General features: G+C 72.2%; 20 protein-coding genes. 9 read left to right on the top strand and 11 right to left on the bottom strand.

Features of this window, described 5'->3' with window-relative positions; all coding sequences use genetic code 11:
• Positions 1–193: 193 nt before the first annotated feature.
• The 5 genes from fxsA to ACIBAF_RS15075 form a co-directional block, all read right to left on the bottom strand.
• Positions 194–400 (bottom strand): FxSxx-COOH cyclophane-containing RiPP peptide, encoded by a 207-nt coding sequence (gene fxsA, locus ACIBAF_RS15055; protein ID WP_399463636.1) that lies wholly within the window; start codon positions 398–400, stop codon positions 194–196.
• A gap of 27 nt (positions 401–427) precedes the next feature.
• A complete protein-coding gene (locus tag ACIBAF_RS15060) occupies positions 428–3,814 on the bottom strand; it encodes an SAV_2336 N-terminal domain-related protein (protein WP_399463637.1) in 3,387 nt (1,128 codons plus the stop codon).
• A 7-nt stretch (positions 3,815–3,821) separates the two neighbouring features.
• Positions 3,822–4,844, bottom strand: coding sequence for an AAA family ATPase (locus ACIBAF_RS15065; RefSeq protein ID WP_399463638.1), 1,023 nt, complete (start codon positions 4,842–4,844; stop codon positions 3,822–3,824).
• A 109-nt stretch (positions 4,845–4,953) separates the two neighbouring features.
• Positions 4,954–7,194: a trypsin-like peptidase domain-containing protein gene (locus ACIBAF_RS15070; RefSeq protein WP_399463639.1), complete on the bottom strand. Its 2,241-nt coding sequence runs from the start codon at positions 7,192–7,194 to the stop codon at positions 4,954–4,956.
• Positions 7,191–7,733 carry a CU044_2847 family protein gene (locus ACIBAF_RS15075; RefSeq protein WP_399463640.1) on the bottom strand — a complete coding sequence of 181 codons (543 nt, stop codon included), beginning with the start codon at positions 7,731–7,733 and terminating at the stop codon, positions 7,191–7,193. Before ACIBAF_RS15075 ends, ACIBAF_RS15070 begins: the two co-directional genes overlap by 4 nt.
• A 514-nt stretch (positions 7,734–8,247) precedes the next feature.
• Here ACIBAF_RS15075 and ACIBAF_RS15080 point away from each other — a divergent pair.
• The 4 genes from ACIBAF_RS15080 to ACIBAF_RS15095 all read left to right on the top strand — a co-directional run bounded on the left by ACIBAF_RS15080 (position 8,248) and on the right by ACIBAF_RS15095 (position 11,570).
• Complete coding sequence (locus tag ACIBAF_RS15080) at positions 8,248–9,033, top strand: RNA-guided endonuclease TnpB family protein (RefSeq protein WP_399463808.1); 786 nt, start codon at positions 8,248–8,250, stop codon at positions 9,031–9,033.
• Between the two features lie 104 nt (positions 9,034–9,137).
• On the top strand, positions 9,138–9,320 hold the full coding sequence (locus ACIBAF_RS15085; RefSeq protein WP_019058231.1) for a DUF6104 family protein: 183 nt from the start codon (positions 9,138–9,140) through the stop codon (positions 9,318–9,320).
• A 191-nt stretch (positions 9,321–9,511) separates the two neighbouring features.
• Positions 9,512–10,408 (top strand): DUF4097 family beta strand repeat-containing protein, encoded by an 897-nt coding sequence (locus tag ACIBAF_RS15090; protein WP_399463641.1) that lies wholly within the window; start codon positions 9,512–9,514, stop codon positions 10,406–10,408.
• A gap of 1 nt (position 10,409) precedes the next feature.
• The gene (locus ACIBAF_RS15095) at positions 10,410–11,570 is read left to right on the top strand and encodes a helix-turn-helix transcriptional regulator (protein ID WP_399463642.1); all 1,161 of its coding nucleotides are present in this window, start codon (positions 10,410–10,412) and stop codon (positions 11,568–11,570) included.
• Positions 11,571–11,638: 68 nt separating this feature from the next.
• On the opposite strand, the gene ACIBAF_RS15100 is transcribed toward ACIBAF_RS15095, so the two are convergent.
• From ACIBAF_RS15100 to ACIBAF_RS15115, 4 genes are all read right to left on the bottom strand, one after another.
• Positions 11,639–12,232 (bottom strand): Clp protease N-terminal domain-containing protein, encoded by a 594-nt coding sequence (locus ACIBAF_RS15100; protein ID WP_399463643.1) that lies wholly within the window; start codon positions 12,230–12,232, stop codon positions 11,639–11,641.
• A complete protein-coding gene (locus tag ACIBAF_RS15105) occupies positions 12,232–12,441 on the bottom strand; it encodes a helix-turn-helix domain-containing protein (protein WP_399463644.1) in 210 nt (69 codons plus the stop codon). Before ACIBAF_RS15105 ends, ACIBAF_RS15100 begins: the two co-directional genes overlap by 1 nt.
• Positions 12,442–12,563: 122 nt before the next feature.
• Positions 12,564–13,529, bottom strand: coding sequence for a zinc-binding dehydrogenase (locus ACIBAF_RS15110; protein ID WP_399463645.1), 966 nt, complete (start codon positions 13,527–13,529; stop codon positions 12,564–12,566).
• A 229-nt stretch (positions 13,530–13,758) separates the two neighbouring features.
• Positions 13,759–14,988, bottom strand: a complete 1,230-nt coding sequence (locus ACIBAF_RS15115; protein ID WP_399463646.1) for an NADP-dependent malic enzyme — start codon at positions 14,986–14,988, stop codon at positions 13,759–13,761.
• A 598-nt stretch (positions 14,989–15,586) separates the two neighbouring features.
• On the opposite strand from ACIBAF_RS15115, the gene ACIBAF_RS15120 reads away from it, so the two are divergent.
• Genes ACIBAF_RS15120 through ACIBAF_RS15130 form a run of 3 tightly spaced genes read left to right on the top strand, consistent with a single transcriptional unit; the run spans position 15,587 to position 18,309 of the window.
• Positions 15,587–16,549, top strand: a complete 963-nt coding sequence (locus ACIBAF_RS15120) for an ABC transporter substrate-binding protein (protein ID WP_399463648.1) — start codon at positions 15,587–15,589, stop codon at positions 16,547–16,549.
• Between the two features lie 39 nt (positions 16,550–16,588).
• Entirely contained in the window at positions 16,589–17,551 is a 963-nt protein-coding gene (locus ACIBAF_RS15125) for an amino acid ABC transporter permease (RefSeq protein ID WP_399463649.1), read from the top strand.
• Positions 17,548–18,309: an amino acid ABC transporter ATP-binding protein gene (locus ACIBAF_RS15130; RefSeq protein ID WP_399463650.1), complete on the top strand. Its 762-nt coding sequence runs from the start codon at positions 17,548–17,550 to the stop codon at positions 18,307–18,309. The genes ACIBAF_RS15125 and ACIBAF_RS15130 overlap by 4 nt, the downstream gene beginning before the upstream one ends.
• A gap of 142 nt (positions 18,310–18,451) precedes the next feature.
• On the opposite strand, the gene ACIBAF_RS15135 is transcribed toward ACIBAF_RS15130, so the two are convergent.
• Positions 18,452–19,222 (bottom strand): class I SAM-dependent methyltransferase, encoded by a 771-nt coding sequence (locus ACIBAF_RS15135; RefSeq protein ID WP_399463651.1) that lies wholly within the window; start codon positions 19,220–19,222, stop codon positions 18,452–18,454.
• 98 nt (positions 19,223–19,320) lie between these two features.
• Here ACIBAF_RS15135 and ACIBAF_RS15140 point away from each other — a divergent pair, with 98 nt between their 5' ends.
• Positions 19,321–19,950, top strand: coding sequence for a CGNR zinc finger domain-containing protein (locus tag ACIBAF_RS15140; protein ID WP_399463652.1), 630 nt, complete (start codon positions 19,321–19,323; stop codon positions 19,948–19,950).
• On the opposite strand, the gene sodX is transcribed toward ACIBAF_RS15140, so the two are convergent.
• Positions 19,854–20,288: a nickel-type superoxide dismutase maturation protease gene (gene sodX, locus ACIBAF_RS15145; protein WP_399463809.1), complete on the bottom strand. Its 435-nt coding sequence runs from the start codon at positions 20,286–20,288 to the stop codon at positions 19,854–19,856. The two genes, ACIBAF_RS15140 and sodX, sit on opposite strands and share 97 nt — an antisense overlap.
• A 145-nt stretch (positions 20,289–20,433) precedes the next feature.
• Here sodX and sodN point away from each other — a divergent pair, with 145 nt between their 5' ends.
• A complete protein-coding gene (gene sodN / locus ACIBAF_RS15150; RefSeq protein WP_399463653.1) occupies positions 20,434–20,829 on the top strand; it encodes a superoxide dismutase, Ni in 396 nt (131 codons plus the stop codon).
• Positions 20,830–20,922: the final 93 nt, after the last annotated feature.

A 20,922-nucleotide genomic window follows, 5' to 3' on the forward strand; every position in this document is an offset into this window, starting at 1 on the left:
CCCCTCGCGCAACGGCCCGTGCGTCGCACAGGGCGCATTCCCGGGGCTGGGCCGGCCACAAACCCCGCCAGACCGAACTTGTCCGAGTCCTGTGCGACAGACACCCGAATCCGTCCGGAATCCGCCCGGAACCCGGGCGGAATCGGCCGGGAATCGACTGAGAGCGGTCGAACGGCCGGTGACCGGGCGTCCGTCAGAGCGCGGAGGCGAACCCCCACAGCGGCTCGCTCGACTGGCCCGAGCGGTCCCGCAGCTCCGCCACCACCTCACGCAGCACGGGATGCCCGATCGTCGCCAGCTCCGTCAGATCCAGCTCCAGCAGGTCCGGCAACGGCTCCCCGACGGCGTCGGAGCCCCCCGGCGCCGCCGTCACCCCCGCGAACTCGTCCCGTACGGTCATGCCCCGCCCCTCTCGGCTCTGCCCCGTTCACGTCGCCCGCTCCAGCGCTGCCAGCCGCTCCGCCGTCTCGGCGGGCGTCGGCCCCTCGGCGACCAGGCTGCCGTCCGGCAGCCGCGACCACTCCGCGCGGGCGGCGCGGTAGGCGTCCCGGGCCGCGCGTGGCCGCGCGGCCGCCTCATAAGACCTACCCCGCCAGTGGTGCGCCTGCGCGCACAGCACCACGGCCTCCTGGCGTCGACGGTCGGTTTCGGCCAACCCCTCCGCCTCCCGGGCCGCCTCCGCCGCGTCCCGGAACGCGTCGACGGCGAGGTCGAGGCGGGCCGGACGGCGCAGGCTGCGGTAGGCCTCGAACTGGACCTGGCCGAGGTCGAGGCGGCAACGGGCGGCCAGCAGCGGATCGTCCGCCTCCGCCGCCGCGAGGCCGAACAGGTGCTCGGCCTCACGCAGGTCGACGCGGTCCCCGCGGGCCCGGTAGCGCAGCATCAGCGCGCGGCCGAGCAGCAGCAGCCGGTGGGCGACCTGGCGGCTGCCCGCCGGGGTCTCCATCCGGCAGTCCCGCAGGACGCGGATCGCCGGGGACAGCATGCTCTGGGCGCGCGCGTACGGAAGTCCGGCCAGCCGCAGCAGCGCCTCGCCCCACTCGGCGAGGACGTCGGCGTGCGCGGGCGCGTCGCGGGACATGCGCTGGGCGGCCAGCGCGAAGCGCTCCGCCGCCGTCTCCAGGTCCACCGGTTCGCCCGACTCGGCGTAGCGGGCCACGGCGATCCGGCCGGCCCGCACCAGCAACGCCGCCCGCTGGCCCTGTTCGCGGACCAGGGCGAGGGCCTCGTCGACCCGGTCCTGGGCGTCGTCCAGCGGGCCGCCCGCCTGGAGCAGCGCGTCGACCAGGTCGAGGAGGATGCGTACCCGCGCGCGGGCCGACTCGGCGGTGTACGGCTCGACGGCGGTGTCCAGGGCGTTGCGCAGCGACTGCGCGCCCTGCTCGGCGTAGAGGCGGGCCTGGACGGGGTCGACGGTGGCGCCGGAGAGGCGCAGCAGGATCCGGCCGTGTTCCAGGGGGAGTTCGGGCGGGCGCAGCCGCCGGTCGGGCCAGACGTCGGCGAAGGCCTCCAGCATGCCGACGGCGCCCTGGAGCAGCGCGCTGTCCCCGCCGAGCCGCCACTGCGCCTCCAGAGCGCGGACCCGCTCCAGGGTGAGTTTCAGCGCCTCGTTCTCGTCGAGGTCGGGGGCCGCGCAGGCCACGGCGTACTCGCGGTCGGCGCGACGCAGCAGGTCGAGGGCGCCGGTCCGGTCGCCGCGTCGCCTGCGGTCGGTCGCGGCGGCGTGCAGCACCCGGGCCAGGACGGCCCGTTCGTGCAGCCGGCGCGGGTGGGCGGCCGCCCGTTCCGCGGCCGCCTCGGCCTCCTGGAGCAGGTCGTCGCCGCCCTGTACCTCCCACAGGCGCAGGGTGCAGTGCGCGTACTCGGCCCACAGTTCGGGGTCCGCGCCGACCGGCCGCTCGTGTTCGGTGGCGCCGCGCAGCAGCTGCACCGCGTCGATGACGTCCTGGACCATGCCCTCGCTGTCGAAGCGCTCGATCAGCCGGCGGGCCCGGCGGACCGCCTGGTGCGTCGGCCGGTCCGCGGCCTGTCCCGCCTCCGGCTGCCCGTCGTACGTCGCGAACTGGTCGGGCAGCGGCATGAACCGGCGCAGGACGCGGGCCGCGACCTCGGCGAACGGCTGCGGCACGGAGGCATCGTCGCCGTGGCCGCCGTTGTCGCCGTGGTCCGCGGGGCGGGCGGTGGGGGCGTACGGGCGGCCCGCGCCGGCGTCGCCGAGCTGGGCCAGGGCGAGAGCCGGGAAGTTGGGGCCGCCCTTGCCGAAGCGCTGCTCGATGTACTCCGAGCAGTGCTTGAGCACCAGCATGGCCTCGTCGCGGCCGAGCCGGGACAGCAGGGCGTCACGGACGTCCGGCTCGATGCGGTACCACTGGGCGCCGTCGCCCGAGTACTCCTCCGAGGCGCGGGTGACGAGCCCGCCGACCAGCACCTCGGCGAGTTCGGAGGGACCCGAGTCGGGCAGCATGGTGCGCTGCACGAGCTGCATCACGGGCAGGCACAGGGGTGCGGCGGCCAGGTAGACGGCGAGGCGACCGGCGGCCGGGGAGGCGCTGGAGCTGAACCGGCTGACCCGCTCGAACGGCGTGCGCCGCCGGTCCGCGCGCGCGGCCGGGGCGGGCGGCTGGTCCGCGCGCACCCAGCCCACGGCGCCCGGCACCGGCCCGGCGCCGGCCCCGGACAGCAGCCTGGCCCAGGCGCCGAGGGCCACCGGCTCCGGCGGCAGCACCGGCACGGGCAGCGCTCCCCGCCGGGCCTCCGGGGGGACGCCGGCCGGGGTCCGCACGCGCAGGGCGGCGGCTCCGCCGAGTGACTCGCCGCGGCTCAACTCGCCGAAGACGACGGGGAGTCGGGTGCGGTGCCACAGGCGCTGCGGCAGCGGCTGGAGCACGGCGACGGGGCCCTGCCGGGAGAGGTGGTGCAGCAGCCGGTGCGCGTGACCGCTGTGCCACAGGGGGCCCGCGCAGTCGCTGACGACCAGGACGATCCGGCGACCGGTGGGATCGCTGAGCCGGTCCGTGGAGTGCAGCGGCGCCGCGTAGGCGTCGGCGCTGCGGCTGACGGCCGGCTCGCCGTCGGGGCCCTGGTGCAGATGGCTGACCTGGATGTCGGAGAAGGCGCCCAACTGGCAGAAAACCTGCTGCAGTTCGACGAAGAGCCGGTCCCACACGCGCATCGACGACGAGGCGTCCAGGACCAGTTGCAGCCGGGCGTCGGCCCGGGTGACGGCACGGTGGACGGGCAGGATCAGGCCGCCCGCCTGCGCGCTGCGCTCGGCCGTAGCCGTCTCGTCCAGCTCCGTGCGCAGCGGCGGGGCGGGGCTCCGGTAGCGCTGCAACCGCCGTAATGCGCGCTGGAGTTCGAGCGGGGAGGGCAGTGCGGGGGCGGCGGGTACGCCGACCGGCAGCGCGGCGGCCCGGCCCGTGCCACGGGCCCGCGGCACGCCGTCCTGCGGCACCGGGTACAGGCTCACCCGCCCGTCGGCCCCCACGTCCTGCGCCGGCCGCTCGGGCCGCTCGGGGCGGTCCTCGGGCGACCGTCCGTCCCCGTCCCGGTCGCGTCGGCCGTCGGGCCGGGGCTTGGGCCGCCCGTCGGTCCCGGTGGGCGGGTCCTCCTGGTCGGGGGTCTCCACGGGCCGGGTCCAGCGCGCCAGCCACAGCGCGTCGCACAGCTGCCGCACATCGGGATCGAGCCCGATCTCACGCAGCCGCGTGACGAGTTCGGCGAGCGGATCACCGCCGTGCGCCGTGGCGGACGGGGTGTCGGGACGGCGCCCGTCGGGCGGGACGGGGCCGTGACGGGCCGCTGCGTCGGGCATCAGGCCCTCACCTCGGGCGGTCGAGTCGCTGGATGAGCAGGTCGGCCAGGCGGTCACGGCTGGGCGGCGCGGCCGCGTCGGTGAGGTAGATCGCGTTCAACAGCTGGTCCGCCGCGAGGAGTTCACTGCGCGAGCGCTCCAGGAACCGGGTGATCAGATCGTCCCCCGCGCGCGCCGCCTCGTCACCGAGATGCGCGCGGACGAAGGTGGCGAGCCGGTTGTGGTCGGGGCGCCCCAGCTCCAGGTGGATGCACCGGCGCATCAGCGGAGCCGGGAAGTCCCGCTCGCCGTTGCTGGTGAGCACCACGAACGGGAAGGCACGGCAGCGTACCCGGCCGTCGCGGACCCGGACCTTCACCCCGTCGGCGGTCAGCACCTCCGCCTCGCCGTCCGGCAGCCGGTCGGCGATGCGCTCCAGCTCGGGGATCGCGAACTCGCCCTCCTCCAGGACGTTCAGCAGGTCGTTGGGCAGGTCGATGTCGCTCTTGTCCAGCTCGTCGATGAGCAGCACGCGCGGGGTGTCGGAGGGCAGCAGCGCGGTGCCGAGCGGGCCCAGCCGGATGTAGCTGCCGATGCCCTCGACCGCGCCCGGCGTGCCCGCCGCCGAGCCGAACCCGCCCTGTGCGGCGATCTGCACGTCCTGCAGTCTGGCGATGGCGTCGTAGTGGTAGAGCCCGTCCTGGAGCGCCGACCGGCTGACGATGGACCAGCGCAGCACGTTGCCGAGGCCGAGTTCGTACGCCACCGAGTGCGCGAGGGTGCTCTTGCCCGCGCCGGGGCTGCCCGTGACGAGCAGGGGGCGGCGCAGATAGAGCGCCGCGTTGATCATCTCCAGCTCCTCGGCGCCCGGCCGGTGCAGTTCCGCCAGGTGTCGGTGCGCGCCGAGCCTGCGGTCCTCGGAGCCGTCGCCGGACCCGGCCGCGTCACGGCTGGTGAAGTCCCGCCACGGGGGCGGGTCGGGCAGCCGCTCCAGGCCGTCGTGCGGTTCGCCGGCGCCTCGGTAGATGAGCCACTCACTGGATTCGGTCATGATCCGGTCCTCGTCACTCGTCCACCGCCGCGGCCGTCCGAACGTGCATCACGTTATCCATCCTGAGGGTGACTGGTAAGGGGCCGGCCGGCCCCGCGGGCGGGTGTGCTCAAGGGGCCTCCAGCAGGTCACCGGTTCCGGGGAGCGGCTGGTGGGGGTCGTCGTACAGCAGGGCCACGCCGTCCGCCCAGAAGGACTCCGTGCGGCCCGCGCGCAGCCGCATCCGCAGATCGTGCACGACCTCGGGGAGGTGCTGCACGCTGGGCGGTTCGGCGATCTCGTCGATCGTGCCGCGGTGGAACTCCCCGCAGACGGCGTCGGGTCGGCCGCGCCGCCTGCGCCACAGGGCCACGCCGTACCCGCCGAGCACGATCCGGGCGAGCGCCTCCGCGTCGTCCTCGTACCGGAGGTCGCCGTACCGGCAGAGCACCGGGACGGTGCCGTGCGCCAGGGCGCGCAACTGCTCCACGGTCGGCACCGGTTTGCGCAACCCCTCGTCGCAGTCCAGGACTTCGGCCCTGGCACGGTGCGCGTGCAGCCAGCGCCAGCGGGCCCGTCGCTCCTCGTCGACGTCGCCCTCGTCGTCGCTTTCCTCGGATTCGGCGTCGCCCTCGCCGATCCCGTAGCCGTCGCTGCCGGCCTCTCCGTACGCCTCGTCGGGCAGCCGGTCGCGGTCGGCACAGCGCACGACGACGGGCCGCTGTGCGCCCAACGGCTCCTCGTCGGGCGGGAGTTGCCAGGTGTCCACCTCCAGGCCGAGCAGCGCGTGCGGCAGCGCCACCTGCAGGAGCGCGGGCCTGCCGGGCTCGTCGCAGTGCCGGAACGCCTCCGCGAGCGGGCCGGCGACGTGCGCGGGCAGGTCGGCCAGCGGCGTGCGCTCGGCCTCGTGCAGCCGGACCACGGCGCCGCCGGGCGTGGACACCGAGACCGACCAGTCGCAGCGGTCCGGCTCCCAGCCGCGCCGCACCAGTTCGAGCAGGGCGGACGGACGGCCCGCACTGCCGACGGCTCGGGCACGCGCGCGTGCGTCGGCCCGCCGGTGATGCCCCCGCCGGCCGCCGGAGCCGCCCGGCTCACCGGAGATCGTGTCGGGGGCGTCGTGCCCCGGCCGACCGCCCGCCCGGCGCTCGGCCTCGTCCCGGCGGCGCAGCCGCTCGATCCGCTGCTCGGCGAGGCCCGACCGGTAGCGGGCGCTGAGCCGCTGCGCGGTCTGCCACACCCACACCCACAGCGCCTTCTCCGCGTCCGGGGTGCTGGGCACGACGAACGGGCGGGGAGCGGACATCGCCCGCATCGCGTAGTCGAGCACGAGCTCCAGCGCCCCGTCGTCACTCGCGCTCTCGTACAGCGCCCCGAGGCCGTCGCGCCAGCCGCGCGGCGCGGGCAGCGGGGTGGGGGCCTGGAAGTCGGGGAGGGAGTCGAGGATGTCCAGCAGGCCGCGGGTGCTCTCGGGCGGCGGGAGTTCGGCGAGCCGGCCCAGCAGCTGGATCCGCTCGTCCGGGCTGAGGGTGCGGCCGGGCCGCGCGCCGAGCCGGCCCTGCACGTCGGTCCAGGTCTGGCGCCGGGAGGCCGGGTGGCGCTGGCGGTCGCGGTGGTAGCGGTCGTGCGCGTGGCAGACCGCCTGGTACAGGTCGCTGTGCTCGGCGGGCACGGCCTCCGCCGGGACCCGCAGGGTCCGCAACTGCTCGATCCCGGTGGACGTGCCCCCGGGCCGGTGGTCCGAGCGCGCCTTCAGGACGCCGATCACCTCGCCGCGCACGGGGTCGATCACCGGGCCGCCCGAGACGCCGTACGGCAGGTCGTTGTCGCCGAGCCGCATCTGCACGTCCGACGACCAGCCGCCGATGGTGCCCTGCACGGTGAGCGTCCCGTCGAGGATCTGTAAGCGGCCCTCGTTCTCGGTCCAGCCGGCGTACAGCACCCGGCCCTCGCCGTAATAGGCGGCCGGGCGCTCGGAGACGTACACGCACTCGTGGTCGTCGACGGGCTCGGTCAGCTGCACCAGCGCGAGGTCCGGGGCCGGCCAGTTGCCGGCCGGCACGGCCCGCTCGGCACGGTCGGGGAGCGTCGCCACCACCCTGCCGGGTGCGGTCGACGTGCCCCGCCCGGGCGCCGTCTCATAGACCACCGCGACCTCGCCCCCCTCCCCGCCGCAGGCCACATGTGCGCAGGTCAGAACCCAGTTCGGGGCGATGAAGAAACCGCTCCCGAGGAACGTGTCGGGCTCCTCCAGGGCATACCCGACCACCGGGCGATGAATGCGCACGGTCGCCGCCACGACGAGTCCACGGAGTGCACGGCGGGCCGCATCGAACGCGTTTGATGCGCCCGGGGCGTGCCCGCCCGTCATGCCCCGCCCCCGCCGACGGCGCCCTCGCCGCCCCCGTGCATCGGCGCGCCGGGTGACGCGCCCGCGCGCGGGCCCCCGCCCGTGCCGGACGATGAGCCGCCACGCGCGCGTGGATCCGCGGCCAAGGGCGGAGGTGACGGAGGTGACGGGGGTGACGGGGGATCGTCGTCCGGTGGCGCGTCGAGGTCCGGCGGTCCGCTGTTCCAGGTGAGGGTGACCGTGATGCCGGCCTTGGCCTCGCCGTCGGCGAGCAGGCCCACGACCTTCCCCGCCCTGGCGGTCAGCTCGATGCCGAACTCGACGCTCACCTCGTCGGGCCGCACCGCGCGCAGCGGCTCCGCCAGCGACCGTGCGACCCCCGTGACGAGCGCGTGCAGGCTCTCCACGCTCGCCTCCACCCGCTCGGCGAAACCGGTGTCGCTGTACGACAGCCGACCGGACGGAGCGGACAGCTCCCCGGCCCCCGAGATCCTCGCCCACACGGGCGTCCCGTCCGGCAGCGCGATGCGCGCTACCCGCGTCACGTCCTCACCCGTCATGCCACTCCCCCCGCCGCTCACGACACTCCCCCGTTTTTCCCGGTCCCCCAGCGCCTATCCTTTTTCTGTCCCCTCCCTCGCAGGAACAAGGGTCCTTCCCCCGTGGGGGGGCTGAAAACTGCTGAGCAATCCTTCAGTGCGCCTCAGCTCCTCTCGACTTGTGTCGTGATGGCGTGAAGTTCCCCGACTGGGACTGTGCGTCATGGCGTGCCCTGCCTGGTAGGGGCCCGGGTCTTTGCCTGCCGGGACGGAAACGGGTGTTCCCTCATCGAATACGTGACCTTTGCGAGCGGTGCTCGTTGGGTGCGGTGAGGGGATCTTCGAAGCGGGGGGTGAGGCTGCCGAGTGAGCGGAAAGTTCCGGCCACGGCCAAGCTCCTGGCCCGCCTCCGGGCCGGAACGGCGCGCATCCTGTCCGCAACCGTCCGGCACGAGCGCGGCCGCTGGTTCGTCTCCTCCAGGTCGAGACCGCCCGGGAGATCACCCGCGTCGACCGGCCGGACAGTGCGGTCGGGATCGACTTGGGTGTGAAACACCTGGCGGTACTGGCCGACAGCTCCGGCGAGATCCGCTACGAGCCGAACCCGAAGCACCTGTACGGCGCCCTCAAACTGCTGCGGTTCCATTCCTGCCGAGCCTCCCGACGGCAGGGACCGGACCGCAGGACGGGCCAGAAGCCGTCGAGACGATGGGAGAAGGCCAACGCCGAGCGCAACAAGATCCACCACCGGGTGGCGAACCTGCGCACGGACGCCCTGCACAAACTCACCACCCGCGTACGCGCCGAGTACGGCACCGTGGTGGTCGAAGACCTCAACGTCGCCGGAATGCTCCGCAACAAACGGCTCGCCCGCCGAGTGGCCGATGCCGGATTCGGGGAGATTCGGCGTCAGCTCACCTACAAGGGCCGACGGATCGCCTGCCCCACCATCGTCGCCGACCGCTGGTACCCCTCCTCCAAGACCTGCTCGAACTGCGGCGCAACGAAAGCCAAGCTGCCGCTGCACGTCCGAGTCTTTGACTGCGACGAGTGCCCGCTTGTGATGGACCGGGACGAGAACGCAGCCCGCAACGTGGTCGCCCTCGCGGCGGCCTGCACCACTGGTACCGGAGTGGCCGGAGACCAGGGCACCGACACGGTGCCGAAGCCCCGTGGAGCCGACCGTGAGACCCGCCGCCAACGCCCCGACCGGAACACCGGCCGAGGCGGGCGGGCAGGTGGCGCAACCCTGCCGCACCAGCGGCAGAAGGAAACGGGAGACTGTCGTCAGGACACCGAAGCGCAACTCGCGCTCTGGTGACACCGCCACGGACCTTCTAGACAGAAATGCCTGGATTGCTGAGAGTCGCTGAGACTCTGAGCAACGGATGCCCATCCCTACGACCGACCCACGGAGCACGATCCATGTACTTCACCGATCGCGGAATCGAGGAACTCGAGAAGCGGCGCGGCGAGGAGGAGGTCACCTTCGAGTGGCTCGCCGAGCAGCTGCGGACGTTCGTCGACCTGAATCCGGACTTCGAGGTGCCGGTGGAGCGCCTGGCGACTTGGCTGGCCCGGCTGGACGACGACGAGGACGACGAGTAGGGCAGCAGACCGACAGACCGACAGACCGGCAGACCGGCAGACCGGACACAGGGGGCGTCCTCCGGGGCGCCCCTTCGGCATGTCCGATCACCGGAACGAGTGTCTTGACTTTCCCCTCCCGCGATATATCGTGTTTCACGGGAGACGCGATATGGCGTGTCGTGTCGTGTGCCGTTGAGGAGGTCCGCACCATGTCCGAGTGGTCCGTCGCCGAGCCGAGGAAGCTTTCCTTCGACGAGCCCGTGAGCGAACTGCACGTACGCATCGTCGACGGCACCGTGAACGTGGTGGGCGCCGAGGAGGGCCCCGCCCGTCTGGAGGTCTCCCGGATCGAGGGACCGCCCCTGGTGGTGAGCCATCGCGAGGGCACTTTGACGGTGGCGTACGAGGACCTGCCCTGGAAGGGCTTCCTCAAGTGGCTCGACCGCAAGGGCTGGCGGCGCAGCGCCGTCGTCTCGCTCGCCGTGCCGGCCGGCACCCGCGTGGAGGTGGGCGTGGTGAGCGCCGGGGCGGTGGTCTCCGGCATCGACGGCCGCGCCGAGGTGAGGGGGGTCAACGGGGACACGACCCTGGTGGGGCTCGCCGGCCCGGTCCGCGCGGACACCGTGTCGGGGAGCGTGGAGGCCCAGGCCCTCACCGGCGACCTGCGCTTCAACTCCGTCTCGGGCGACCTGACCGTGGTCGAGGCGGGCTCCTCCGTGAAGGCCGACTCGGTGAGCGGGTCGATGATCGTCGACCTCGACCCGACGAGCCGGCCCACGCACATCGACCTGACCAGCGTCTCGGGCGAGATCGCCATCCGGCTGCCCCACCCGGCGGACGCGCAGGTGGAGGCGAACACCGCCAGCGGCTCGGTCTCCAACGCCTTCGAGGACCTCCGGGTCAGCGGCCAGTGGGGCGCCAAGCGCATCACGGGCCGCCTGGGCGCCGGCAACGGCAGGCTCAAGGCGACGACGGTCTCCGGCTCGATCGCCCTGCTCCGGAGGCCGCCGGCGGACGACGAGGGGGACAATGCCGTTTCCGGCCCGGGCGGCGAGAGCTCCTCCGGCGGTCCGGCCGACAGCACGACCGAAAAGAAGGTGCTCTGACATGCCTCCCGTCTTCGCCCACGGCCGTCTCCGTCTCTACCTGCTGAAGCTCCTGGACGAAGCGCCGCGCCACGGCTACGAGGTGATCCGTCTCCTCGAAGAGCGCTTCCAGGGGCTCTACGCGCCGTCGGCGGGCACGGTGTACCCCCGCCTGGCCAAGCTGGAGGCCGAGGGCCTGGTCACCCACACCACCGAGGGCGGACGCAAGGTGTACGCCATCACCGACGCGGGCCGGGCCGAACTGGCCGACCGCAGCGGCGAACTGGCCGACCTGGAGCTGGAGATCCGCGAGTCCGTCGCCGAGCTGGCCGCGGAGATCCGGGCCGACGTGCGCGGCGCGGCCGGCGATCTGCGGCGCGAGATGCGGGCGGCGGCCTCGGAGACCCGCCAGGGCACTCGTCCCGGCACTCGTCCGGGCGCCGCGGAACACGGCGAGCACACCCAGCCCGGCGGGTACGGGGACTTCGGGGAGTACGGCGACAAGGAGGCGTGGCGCGCCGCCAAGGAGGAGATGCGTCGCGTCAAGCAGGAGTGGAAGGAGCAGGCGCGCCGGGCCAAGGACGAGAGCCGCCGCGCCCGCGAGGAGGCCCAGCGAGCCCGCCGCCAGGCCAAGGAGGCACAGGACCGGGCCCGGTCCCAGGCCCAGGAAGAGGTGCAGCGCATCGCGCGCCGAGTGCAGGAACAGGTCCAGGACCACTTCGCGCGGGGCGACTGGCCGACGGGCGTCCGCGAGGGCCTGACCGAACTCGCCAAGGAGTTCGGGGAGTTCGGCAAGGACTTCGGACGCGAGTACGGCAAGGACTTCGGCTTCGGCCACCCGGGCCCGACGACGACCACGACGACCACGGCGACCACGGCGACCACGGGCTCGGCGACCTCCGGGCAGTCCGCGGCGACCGAGCGTCCGGAGTACTCCGACACCCCGGAGTACTCCCACACCCCGGAGGACTTCCCCGCCGACTACGAACCGGCCTGGGCCCACGAGGACTCCAGCGGCGACCCGGCCCGCGACCTGGACCGTCTCCTCGACCGCTTCCGGGACGACATCCGTGACGCGGCCCGCGACCAGGGCGTCACCGGCGAGCAGCTCCGCGAGGCCCGCCGCCACCTGTCGACGGCGGCGGCCCACATCGGGGTGATACTCCGAGCCCCGAAACTCTGACCACCGGCCACCGGCCACCGGCCACCCCCGCCCAGCTCACGGGCCTCCGGCCGCCCGGCCCCGGCTCCTCAGCCGGCCTTGGCCTCGGGCTCCGTCGGGCCGGGGCCGGCAGCTCCGTCCAGCACCCGCGTGACGGAGCTGTAGGTGACGCCGTGGTCGGCGAGGATCTCCGACGGGGCGCCGCGGCGGGCGGTCAGGGCGAGCAGGAGGTGCTCGTCGCCGATGGACCGTTCGCGGCGGCCCACGGCGATGCGCAGCGTGTCGGTGAGCAGGTCCTTGGCCCCGCGGTCGAAGGGCCGTCGATTCAGGAACCGTCCACCCGGGCCTCCGCCGCCCTCGGCGGCCAGCGCCCCCTCCCCGTGCGTCTCCTCGACCCGCGAGACGATCTCCGAGACGTCGATGCCCAGCCCCGAGAGGGCGTCCGCGTCGGCGCGGGAGAGTCCGCCCCGGCGGCGGACCTCGACCAGATCCCGTACGACGCCCTCACGCCCGCCCGCCGGCAGCCCGAGCGAGGCCAGCGCGAACGAGCCGCGGCTGCCCTCACGGTCGAGCAGCGCGAGCAGCACATGCGCCTCCTCGACCCGCTCCGCCCCTGCCCGCTCGGCATGCGTCACCGCCGCCTCCACCACGGCCCGGGCGTCCTTCGTGAACCGCTCGAACATCACTGCCTCCCGTACTTCTTGTGCACGGCCTGCCTGCTGACCCCGAGTTCCGCGGCGATCTCCTGCCAGGACCAGCCCTGGTTGCGCGCACTGCGCACCTGCACCCCTTCCAGCTGCTCCAGCAGCCGGCGCAGTGCGGCGACGGCACGCAGGCCGACCCGTGGATCGCGGTCGCCGGCCCGCTCGGCGAGATCCGTTGCTTCGGTCATGATGTCAACTTACGTTGACATGAGGGGCGCGTCAACCGCAGTTGACGAGAGCGGCACGCGAAAGGCGGGCCCGGATGCCCGGGCCCGCCTCGGAGCGGACAGAGCGGCAGACGGCGAAGCCGTCAGCCGTGGGTGAGCACGATCTTGCCGAAGTGGTCGCCGGACGCGAGCCGTTCGAAGCCCTCGCGCGCCCGGTCGAGCGGCAGCACCTCGTCGATGACGGGGCGGACACCGGTCGCGGCGCAGAAGGCGAGCAGGTCCTCCAGCTCGTCCTTGGCGCCCATGGTGGAGCCGACGATCTTCAGCTCCAGGAAGAAGATCCGGGTGAGCTCGGCGTGCGAGGGCCGGTCACCGCTGGTGGCGCCGGAGATGACGAGCGTGCCGCCGGGCCGCAGCGACTTCACCGAGTGGGACCAGGTGGCCGCCCCGACGGTCTCGATGACGGCGTCCACCCGCTGGGGCAGCCGCGCACCGGGCTCCACCGCCTCGACGGCGCCGAGTTCCAGCGCCCGCTTCCGCTTGGCCTCGTCCCTGCTGGTGGCGAAGACCCGCAGCCCGGCGGCCTTGCCGAGGACGATCGCCGCGGTGGCGACACCGCCGCCGGCGCCCTGGACGAGCACGGAGTCACCGGGGCGCACCCCCGCGTTGGTGAACAGCATCCGGTACGCCGTCAGCCAGGCCGTGGGCAGACAGGCGGCCTCCTCGAAGGAGAGCTCCTTGGGCTTGGGCAGGATGTTCCAGGTCGGCACGGCGACCTGCTCGGCGAAGGTGCCCTGGTAGCGCTCGGTGAGGATGGACCGGGGTTCCTTCGGCCCGACCCCGTGCCCGGTCTGCCCGATCACGGAGTGCAGGACGACCTCGTTGCCGTCCTCGTCGATCCCGGCGGCGTCACAGCCGAGGATCATCGGCAGCCGGTCCTCCGGGAGGCCGACGCCCCGAAGCGACCAGAGATCGTGGTGGTTGAGGGAGGCGGCCCGGACCTGGACGGTGCTCCAGCCCGGCCGGGACTCGGGGGCCGGGAGCTCCCCCAACTCCAGTCCGGAAAGCGGCTGATCGCGGTCGATGCGGGCGGCGTAGGCGGCGAACATGCAGCCGACGATAGGCCGCGGGCGGGGTGGGCGAAACCGGGGGCCGCTGTGAGACACGCCCTCTTGCAAAAGTCGGCCGGTGCGGCGTTCGAGGACGAGGCCCGTTCAGGGCCGGAGCGGGGGCGGGCGGCAGCCCCCGGGCACGGCGCCCTGTCATCACCCGGGCGGGCGGGTCGGTGGGCGAGAGGGGTGGCTCCGCCCGGAGGGACGTGGCCACCCCCAGCTCACGTCAGCGCCGGGCCACCCCTTCGGCACGAGCGGCGGCGGCGACCGCCGCGGTCACCGCGGGAGCGACCCGCTCGTCGAACGGCGACGGAATCACGTAGTCCGCCGCGAGATCGTCCCCGACGACCCCGGCCAGCGCCTCCGCCGCCGCGAGCTTCATGCCCTCGGTGATCCGCGACGCCCGCACCTGCAGCGCCCCGGCGAAGATCCCCGGGAACGCCAGCACGTTGTTGATCTGGTTGGGGAAGTCCGACCGCCCGGTGGCGACGACCGCCGCGTACTTGTGGGCGACGTCCGGATGCACCTCGGGGTTCGGGTTGGCCATCGCGAAGACGAACGCGCCCTCCGCCATCGAGGCCACCGCCTCCTCCGGGACCGTGCCGCCGGAGACGCCGATGAAGACGTCGGCGCCGGCCAGCGCGTCCTCCAGCGATCCGCTCAGCCCGGCCTTGTTGGTGAAGGAGGCCAGCTCGCGCTTGACGTCGGTGAGGTCCTCCCGGTCCGCCGAGACGAGGCCCTTGCGGTCGGCGACCGCGACGTCCCCGATACCGGCCTCGACCAGCATCCTGGCGATGGCGACACCGGCCGCGCCGGCGCCCGAGATGACGGCCCGCAGCTCACCGATGCCCCGACCGCTCAGCCGCGCGGCGTTGCGCAGCGCGGCCAGCGTCACGATCGCCGTGCCGTGCTGGTCGTCGTGGAAGACCGGGATGTCGAGCGCGTCCTGGAGCCGACGCTCGATCTCGAAGCACCGCGGCGCCGAGATGTCCTCCAGGTTGACTCCGCCGAACGAGGGAGCGAGCCGCACCACGGTCTCGATGATCTCGTCGACGTCCGTGCAGGCGAGCGCGATCGGAACCGCGTCCACCCCGCCGAACTGCTTGAAGAGGATGGCCTTGCCCTCCATGACCGGAAGGGAGGCCTCCGGGCCGATGTCCCCGAGCCCGAGGACGGCCGTGCCGTCGGTCACGACGGCGACGACGGACGACTTCCAGGTGTAGTCGTTCACCAGCTCCGGCTGCTCCGCGATCGCGGTGCACACGCGCGCGACGCCGGGCGTGTAAGCGAGGGACAGGTCGTCCTTGTCGCGGAGCGGGACGGTGGCCTGCACGGCCATCTTCCCGCCACGGTGCAGCGCGAAGACCGGGTCGAACGGGTCGAGGGGCTCCGCACCACCCTCCTGGCCCGCTCGGTCGGCGCTTTCGCTGCGAGGATTGACGATCTCCGCTGCCACTGTGTCTTACCCCTTAGGTGTTCATGGTTTTTGAGGGTGGCCACTCCTGATTGAGAAGTGGGCGGGCATCGCACAGGGCCCACGAGGTGATACGTACGGGCGCCTGCGCGTCGGGCGCGCCGCACACGCGCCCTGAGCCCCGGATGAGGGGTGTAAAAAACCTTCTTACCGGACGGAGACCACGGCCGACGAGTCCATTCCGTGCAAGGTCACATCCCTCGCTCTGTCGACCTTCGACAGTGGTCGCCACGAGTGACATGGTGAGCGACACGGCGATCGGCACGCGTGTGACATGACTCATGCCACAGGGGACACACCCAAACGATCACATGATGTGAGGAACCGAAGATCTTTCGGCCGGAACGGGAGATTCCCGCAGATGGTCCGGCTCCGTCCGGTCGTGATGTACCGGAGTGATGCGGTTCGGGGGTCGCCCGTTATCCGATTTTGACATGGGTGGCCCCCTGATTGCCGCAGTCCGAATGGCAAGATGCCGTAATCACACGAGGTCGCGACACCCAAAGGTGTGTGTTCTCGTCGACCCATCGGCATTTGTCGACCCATCGGCATCTCCATCCATCCGCCGGAGGAACCCACCATGACCGCAAGCTCCACCCGTCGCACGACCGCCGCGCGCACCCGCCTGGCAGCGGTCGGATCCCTCGCGGTCGCGGGCGCCTTGCTGCTCACCGCCTGCGGCGACCAGACCGACAGCGGCGGCAGCAGCACCTCGGAGTCGAGCAGCAGCGGCGCGGCCCCCCTGTTCTCGAAGCTCCCGGCCGACATCCAGAAGGCGGGTGTCATCAAGGTCGGCACCAACGCCGAGTACGCCCCGATGGAGTCCGTCGAGGCCGGCAAGATCGTGGGCGTCGACCCCGACATCGCCGAGGCGCTCAGCAAGCAGCTGGGCGTCAAGTTCACGTTCACCTCGGGCGCCTTCGACGGCCTGATCACGGCCGTCAACACCGGCCGCTACGACATCGCCATGTCGTCGATCACGGACAACAAGCAGCGCCAGGAAGGCCTGGACGACAAGGGCAAGAAGCTGGGCGAGGGCGTCGACTTCGTCGACTACTTCACCGCCGGCACCGCCATCTACGTCAAGAAGGGGAACCCGAAGGGCATCAAGTCCATCGAGGACCTCTGCGGCCAGACGGTGGCCGTGCAGCGGGGCACCACGTACGAGGAGGCCCTGCAGGCGCAGTCCAAGACCTGCACGGGCGGCGGCAAGGCGGCCCTCAAGATCGAGTCCTTCGACAACGACACCGAGGCGCAGACCCGCGTGAAGTCCGGCGGCGCCGTGGCCGGCGTCAACGACTACCCGGTCGCGGTGGACCTGGCCCGCAAGGCCGACGGCGGCAACAGCTTCGAGGTCGTCGGCGAGCAGTACGAGGCCGCCCCGTTCGGCATCGTCGTCGACAAGAAGAACACCCAGCTGCGCGACGCTCTCAAGGAGGCCGTCGACGCGATCATCAAGGACGGCTCGTACCAGAAGGTGCTGGAGAAGTGGGGCGCCCAGAGCGGCGCGATCAAGGCTGCCGCCGTCAACGGCGGCAAGTGATCCACCCGCACCTCTTGAAGCCTTTGAAGGGCAGTCCCCATGACTGACAAGCTCCAGAAGTCCTCCGAGGGCGCACCACCCGAGGACACCCCGCCGGTCTCGAAGGAGTCTGCGTTCTCCGGCCCGCCGGAGGCCATCAAGGCCATCCCGGTGCGCCACTACGGCCGCTGGGTCAGCGCCGTGATCGTCGTCGCGCTCCTCGCGCTGCTCGTCAACGCGTTCGCGAACGGCGACATCCAGTGGCACGCAGTGTCCGACAGTCTGTTCGACTCCACGGTCATCGCGGGCGCCGGCCGCACCCTGCTGATCAGCATCCTGGCCATGCTGCTCGGCGTGGTCCTGGGCGTCGTCCTCGCCGTGATGCGCCTGTCGAAGAACCCGGTGACCAGCACCATCGCGTGGCTGTACATCTGGTTCTTCCGCGGCACGCCGGTGTACGTGCAGCTGCTGATGTGGTTCAACCTGGCGCTGATCTTCCCCGTGCTGAATCTCGGTCCGATCTACAAGGACGAGATGGTGGACGTCATGACGCCGTTCATGGCCGCCCTGCTGGGCCTCGGCCTGAACGAGGCCGCCTACATGGCCGAGATCTGCCGGGCCGGCCTGCTGGCCGTGGACGAAGGTCAGACGGAGGCCGCGCACGCGCTCGGCATGAGCCACGGCAAGACGCTGCGCCGGATCGTCATCCCGCAGGCGATGCGGGTGATCGTGCCGCCGACCGGCAACGAGTTCATCAACATGCTGAAGACCTCGTCGCTGGTGTACGTGGTGACGTACAACGAGTTGCTGCGCTCGACCTCGGTGATCGGCTCCTCGTCGTACGCCGTGATGGAGCTCCTCTTCGTCGCCTCGATCTGGTACCTGGTCATGACCAGCATCTTCAGCGTCTTCCAGTACTACCTGGAGCGCTACTACGCCCGCGGTTCCAGCCGCAGCCTCCCGCCCACGGTCTTCCAGAAGATCAGGGCGAACCTGTTCGGATCCTCGAGGAGGACGGCATGACCGCGATGGTGAAGGCGGAGGGCGTCCACAAGTCCTTCGGCCTGGTCGAGGTCCTCAAGGGCATCGACCTGGAGGTCAAGAACGGCGAGGTGTTCTGCCTCATCGGCCCGTCCGGCTCCGGCAAGAGCACGTTCCTCAGGTGCATCAACCACCTGGAGAAGATCAACGCCGGCCGTCTGTACGTCGACGGGGACCTGGTGGGCTACCGCCAGAAGGGCGACAAGCTGTACGAGCTCAAGGACAGCGAGGTCGCGCTGAAGCGCCGGGACATCGGCATGGTGTTCCAGCGGTTCAACCTGTTCCCGCACATGACGGCGGCGGAGAACGTCATCGAGGCCCCCATCCAGGTCAAGGGCGTCAGCAAGGCCCAGGCCAAGGAGCGGGCGCGGGAGCTCCTGGACCGCGTCGGCCTCGCCGACAAGGCCGGGAACTACCCCTCGCAGCTCTCCGGCGGCCAGCAGCAGCGCGTGGCCATCGCCCGGGCGCTGGCCATGGACCCGAAGCTGATGCTGTTCGACGAGCCGACCTCGGCCCTCGACCCGGAGCTGGTCGGCGACGTCCTCGACGTCATGCGCGACCTCGCCGAGTCCGGCATGACGATGGTGGTCGTCACCCACGAGATGGGCTTCGCCCGCGAGGTCGGCGACAGCCTGGTCTTCATGGACGGCGGCGTGGTCGTCGAGTCCGGCAACCCGCGCGAGGTCCTGACCAACCCGCAGCACGAGCGGACGCAGGCGTTCCTGTCCAAGGTGCTGTAGCGCGCACGACGGCGAAAGGGGCGGTACGGGATTCCCGTACCGCCCCTTTCAGCTCCGGACGCCTGACGGGGGCCTGGGGCCGTCTGGCGGGGGCCTGGGGGACGCCTGGCGGGGCCTGGGGGCGGCGGCCCGCAGAGGCCGGTCACTTCAACGCGAGCAACAGCGTGTCCGACGGCGAGCACCACACCGGCCGGGCCTCCCCGAAGCCCTGCGCGAGCAGCACGCGCGCGTGCCATGCCGCCGAGGGCATGTCCCCGTCGGCGTGCTCGCCGTAGATCTCGAAGCGGCGGGCGGTCGGCGCGGCGAGGACCGGGTCCTGGGCGGCGAGCTGCCACCATTCGGCCCAGTCCGGGACCCCGCCCGCTTTGGCCTGATCCATACGGGCGTGACGCTGGGCGCGCTCCGCCGCGTTGATCCGGGGCGTCGTGTCGTCGATCATGTGGTCCGCGTTCATGAAGACACCGCCGTCGCGGACGAGTTCCGCGACCTGACCGTAGAGGGCCGCGAGGGGTTCGCTGTGCAGCCAGTGCAGGGCCGTGGCGGTCAGGACGGCGTCGTAGGAGTCGTAGGGCAGCCGGGCCGGCCAGTCCGGGTCCTTGAGGTCGGCCGTCACGAAGGTGACGCGGTCGTCCTTCGCGAAGGTGCCCTCGGCGATGGTGAGGAGCGCCGGGTCGAGGTCGACGCCGGTGCTGGTGGCCCCGGGGAGGCGGGCGAGCAGCCGGGCCGTGACGGTGCCGGTGCCGCAGGCGAGGTCGAGGACGCGCGGGGCGGGTCCGACGAGCGCCTCGACCATGTCGAGCATGATCCGGAAGCGTTCCTCTCGGTCGGGCATGTACCACTCCTGCTGGCGGTCCCAGCTCCGCTGCCAGGCAGTCCAGTCGGTCCCGGTCGTGGTCGTCCGCGCGTCCGTCATCGCAACCCTCCGCCGTATGTCACGTAATACCCTGGAAGCACGAACGGCCGTTACTCCGCCCGCATCCCGACCATAGAGCGCCACCGTAAGGACTACAAGTGGAACTGGCCTATTACTCGGACTACGCCGTGCGCCTCGTCAACAGCGAGGAGCCGGCCCGGGGCAAGGACTCCCTGACCTCGGTCGAGGCCGTCCGCGCCCTCTTCGGCGGCAACCAGTCCGCGGCCCGCCGGGCCACCGACGCCGACGTCACCCGGTTCCGCTCGGTCCGGGGCCGGCTGCGCGCGGTCTTCGAGGCGGCCGACGGCGGCGACGAGACCCTCGCGGTGGACCTGCTGAACTCCCTCCTCCTGGAGTTCCCGGTGAGCCCGCAGATCTCCGGCCACGACTTCCGCGACGACGACGGCAGGCCGCTGTGGCACATGCACCTGGCCGACCACCCGTCGAACGCGACGGCGGGCTACGCGGCCATCGCGGCGATGGGCCTGGCGTTCCACCTCACGGAGTACGGCGTCGACCGTCTGGGCCTGTGCGAGGCGGCCCCCTGCCGCAACGCCTACCTCGACACCTCGACCAACCGCTCCCGGCGCTACTGCTCCGACCGCTGCGCGACCCGCGCCAACGTGGCCGCCTACCGCGCCCGCAAGCGCCTGGAGGCGGACCGGACGGCCGTCACGGGCCTCGCCGCGGACAGCGCCCAGCGCACCAGCGCCAGCGGCGAGCGCTGACCCGGCTTCAGCGGGCGGTATCGCAGCCGCACCTTGCCGAGGATCAGCTCGTCGGGCACGGTCCCGTAGTCGGTGCTGTCCCCTCCGGCGTACGCGTTGTCCCCGAGCACCCACCACCCGCCGTCCCGTCGCTCGACGGCCCGCTTGACCACCAGCAGGTCCTGCTGGAAGGGATGCCGCAGCACGACGACGTCACCGGTGCGCACCCTGGCCCCGTACTGCACCAGCAGCTGGTCCCCGTGGTAGAGCGTGGGCACCATGGACGGCCCGGTCACCTCGGCCACCCCGAAGGACGCGGCCGCCCTCCCCTGTTCGGTCTCCTGCGACAGCTCCGGCATCGCCGGCACCTCCCCGGTCCGTTCCTCCACCAGTCTCAGTCTGACCCCCGACTTTTGTCCTAAGCCCATGGGGGCACCCGCCAAAAGCCGTCTCTCAGGGAGTAATGTCCCACCTGAGAAGACGATCACGAGGAAGGAATGCTCCATGCTTTCCCGCCTGTTTGCCCCCAAGGTCAAGGTCAGCGCACACTGCGACCTGCCCTGCGGTGTGTACGACCCGGCCCAGGCCCGCATCGAGGCGGAGTCGGTGAAGGCCGTCCAGGAAAAGATGGCCGCCAACGACGACCCGCACTTCCAGGCGCGCGCCACCGTCATCAAGGAGCAGCGAGCCGAGCTCGCGAAGCACCACGTCTCCGTGCTGTGGAGCGACTACTTCAAGCCCCCGCACTTCGAGAAGTACCCCCAGCTGCACGAGCTCGTCAACGACACCCTGAAGGCCCTGTCGGCCGCCAAGGGCTCCACGGACCCGAAGACCGGCGAGAAGGCCCTGGAGCTCATCGCCGAGATCGACAGGATCTTCTGGGAGACCAAGAAGGCCTGAGGCACACTCCTTCGCCCCGATCCGCGGCCGGTGCACCACCGCGGACGGGGAAAGCCTCCGCAAGGGGCCGGTCCGGAACACGACCGGCCCCTT

Source organism: Streptomyces sp. NPDC051677, from assembly GCF_044453465.1.
GTDB lineage: Bacteria > Actinomycetota > Actinomycetes > Streptomycetales > Streptomycetaceae > Streptomyces.